This window comes from Xinfangfangia pollutisoli (genome assembly GCF_020179405.1).
GTDB classification, from domain to species: domain Bacteria; phylum Pseudomonadota; class Alphaproteobacteria; order Rhodobacterales; family Rhodobacteraceae; genus Pseudogemmobacter; species Pseudogemmobacter pollutisoli.
On the sequence record NZ_JAICBZ010000163.1, the window covers coordinates 1 to 2903 of the forward strand.

Annotated in this window: 4 protein-coding genes; 2 read left to right on the top strand and 2 right to left on the bottom strand. The window is 71.3% G+C overall.

The genetic code is table 11. From position 1 onward, the window contains the following. A partial coding sequence (locus tag K1Y73_RS21710) for a hypothetical protein (RefSeq protein WP_225030490.1) occupies nt 1-228 on the top strand: 228 nt, incomplete at its 5' end. A 3-nt stretch (nt 229-231) separates the two neighbouring features. On the opposite strand, the gene K1Y73_RS21715 is transcribed toward K1Y73_RS21710, so the two are convergent. Beyond that, a complete protein-coding gene (locus K1Y73_RS21715) occupies nt 232-840 on the bottom strand; it encodes an NAD(P)H-dependent oxidoreductase (protein WP_225030491.1) in 609 nt (202 codons plus the stop codon). After that, nucleotides 837-1619 (bottom strand): heme-dependent oxidative N-demethylase family protein, encoded by a 783-nt coding sequence (locus K1Y73_RS21720; protein ID WP_225030493.1) that lies wholly within the window; start codon nt 1617-1619, stop codon nt 837-839. The genes K1Y73_RS21715 and K1Y73_RS21720 overlap by 4 nt, the downstream gene beginning before the upstream one ends. Before the next feature lie 255 nt (nt 1620-1874). On the opposite strand from K1Y73_RS21720, the gene K1Y73_RS21725 reads away from it, so the two are divergent. Next, nucleotides 1875-2903 (top strand): GTP-binding protein (locus K1Y73_RS21725; protein WP_225030494.1); only part of this gene is annotated, 1029 nt, incomplete at its 3' end.

Genomic DNA, 2903 nt, shown 5'->3' on the forward strand with positions numbered 1-2903 from the left:
GATCCGCCGCCGCCCGCGCCCGCCGCAGAAATGGCCCCGAATCTGGCGCCGACTCTGGCCCCGAATCTGGCCCCGGCGGCGCCTGCCGCAGCGGCGATCCCGCCTCTGGCCGAAGCCGCCGCCCGCGCGCTGGCCTATGGCCTTCTGCTGCCGGCCCTGCCCTTCGGCGCCCTGCGCGCGCTTCTGGCCCATCTGAACGGGCAAGATCTGCGGCTTCTCGCCCGCTAGACCCTAGCCCAGCCGCCGCGCGATCGCCGCCAGATCGCCGCGCAGCCGCGCCTGAAACTGCGCCAGCCGCGCCGGCGTCACATGTTCGGCACGGTAGAGCGACCGGAACACCACCCGCGCCCCCGGCGCACAGGGCGAGACGATCCCGCGCGTCAGCACCCGGCGCACCGGGCGGCGCATCGCCAGCCAGTCCCAGAAGCCGGGCGCGCCCAGCGTGGTCACCGCCAACACCGCCTTCAACCCGGTCAGCCGCGGCGCCATCATCCGCAGCTCGGGCACCGGCTGATAGGCCACACCCGGCGCCCAGACCCGGTCGAACCAGCCCTTCAGCACCGCCGGAAAGCCGAACCACCAAGTCGGAAACACCAGGATCAGCACCTCGGCCGCCGCCAGTTCGGCCATTTCGGCCCCGGCCCCGCCCTGGAAATCGCCGCGATAGCTGGCAGCCTCGGCCTCGGTCAGCCGCGGATCGAAGCCCGAGGCGCAGAGATCGCGTGTCGTCACGCGCCAGCCCAGTTCAGCCGCCGCCGCGCGCAGGTCTTGCGCCAGATGCTGGCCCAGGCTTTCCGCCAGGGGATGGGCGATCACCAGAAGACAATTCCGTTCGCTCAATGCTGTGCCTCCCGCAGGGCCAGCAGCTCGGCCGGCGTCAGGGTTTCCGCGCGCACCACATAGGTGTGGATGGAGAAGACCACCGCCCGCGTTTGCGGCAGCCGCAACAGGCACTGCCTTTCGCAGCGCACATAGACATGATCGACCGGCCGCGGCCGGCGCTGGCCCTCAAGCCGCGGCTGGAACAGCGCCGGATCGTCATAGGTCAGGTAGTTCATCCGCCACAGCGCCTGTTCGGGCCGGATCGCATCGAACAGCCGCTGCACCCGGCGGGCCAAAGCACCGTCATAGGGCGGCACCGGATCGTGAATGGCGATCAGCGCCTTGCCCAGCTTCTGCGCCAGCGTCCAGCTGGCCGGAAAGCACAGGATCGCCCCGGTCAGCCGATGCTCGTCGCCCGCCTGTTCCAGAATGCACAGATCTTCCTGCACCAGCCGGCCCAGCGTCAGCAGCGGGGCTGCCGGATCCAGCGCCACCTCCACCCCGTCGGGCCGCAGCACCGACAGGGCGCCGACCCGGTAGCCTTCCGTCCGCGCCAGCCGGTCCAGCACCTTGGCATACAGCTCTTCCGCCGCCGCCCGGCCTTCCGGCAACAGCCCATGCACCGCGTCCTGGCGCCCCGCGATCAGCGCATCGCGCAACCCCATCTGGCCGGCAAAGGCATCGTCAACACGCAGCCAATCCTCGCCCTCGACCGGCAGAATGCCGGGCAGGCGCAGGGTGCGCGGGTCCATCCAGGGCAGGAACGGCAGGCGGGATTGGAAGACGGGCTGATCCATGCCCGCATCCTATCCAAGCGGATAAGAAAGACAAATCCCCCCTCCGCTCCGCCGCCCCCGCCCCCTGCGACCCGATGCCCCTGCATTTCCCACATGACAGCCGCCCCCGCGCCGTGCAGACTGCGGCCAGAGGGCGCGCAAACGGCGCCCCCGCACCGGCGGCCGGGCAAGAGCGGGCCGCCCTGAGGGTCTTGCAGCCCTCATCGCGCCCCGCCCCGATCCCGCAGGCCGCCCCCGGCCCAGCGGAGGGACAACATGAGCCAGATCACCGCAACCGCCTTCGGCACCCGATGCGCCGCGCTGGTGGGCGCGCATGGCAGCGGCAAGACCACGCTTTTCGAAGCCTTGCTGCAGGCCGCAGGCGCGCTGGACCGGCGCGGAACCGTGAAAGACCGCAATACCCTGGGCGACAGCGCCCCCGAAGCGCGCGCCCGCGGCATCTCGACCGAGGCCACCGTCGCCGCCTGCCGCTTCCTGGATCAGGACTGGGTGCTGATCGACTGCCCCGGCTCGGTCGAACTGCTGACCGACAGCCGCGCCGCGATGGCGGTGGCCGATCTGGTGATCGTCGTGGCCGACCCGTTTCCCGAACGCGCCGTCGCCGTCTCGGCCTTGCTGCAATTCCTAGATGCAAGGCGCATCCCGCATCTGATCTTCATCAACCGCATGGACGCGCCCGAGGCCCAGGTCCGCGCCACGTTCCACGCCCTTCAGGCGATCTCGGACCGCCCGCTGGCGCTGCGCGAGATTCCGCTGCGCGATGACAAGGGCCAGGTGACGGGGCTGGTCGACCTGGTCTCGGAACGCGCCTGGCACTGGAACCCGGCCAGGCCCGCCGATCTGATTCCGCTGCCCGAAGCCGCCCGCGAAGATGAAGACAGCGCCCGCGCCGGGCTGCTCGAGGCGCTGGCCGATTTCGACGATGCGATTCTGGAACAGGTGCTGACCGACATCACCCCCGCGCCCGCCGAGATCTATGCCTCGCTCAGCCGAGACCTGCAGGAAGATCTGGTCGTGCCGGTGTTCTTCGGCGCGGCCGAGCCGGGCAATGGGGTGCGCCGGCTGTGGAAGACCCTGCGGCACGACTGCCCCTTCCCGGCCGAAACCGCCGCAAGGCTGGGCCTGCCGCCGGCCGAGGGCGCGCAGGCCAGCGTGCTGAAGACCTTCCAGTCCGGGCAGGCCGGCCGCGCCGCGCTGGTGCGGGTCTGGGAGGGCACGGTGCGCGACGGCATGGGGCTCGGGGCCGACCGGGTCGGCTCGGTCTCGGCGCTGTTCGGGCGCCGC

What these genes read in the sequence shown, in the direction of transcription:
- K1Y73_RS21720 (WP_225030493.1), bottom strand. Translation starts at nt 1,619, where the DNA reads ATGGATCAGCCCGTCTTCCAATCCCGCCTGCCGTTCCTGCCCTGGATG.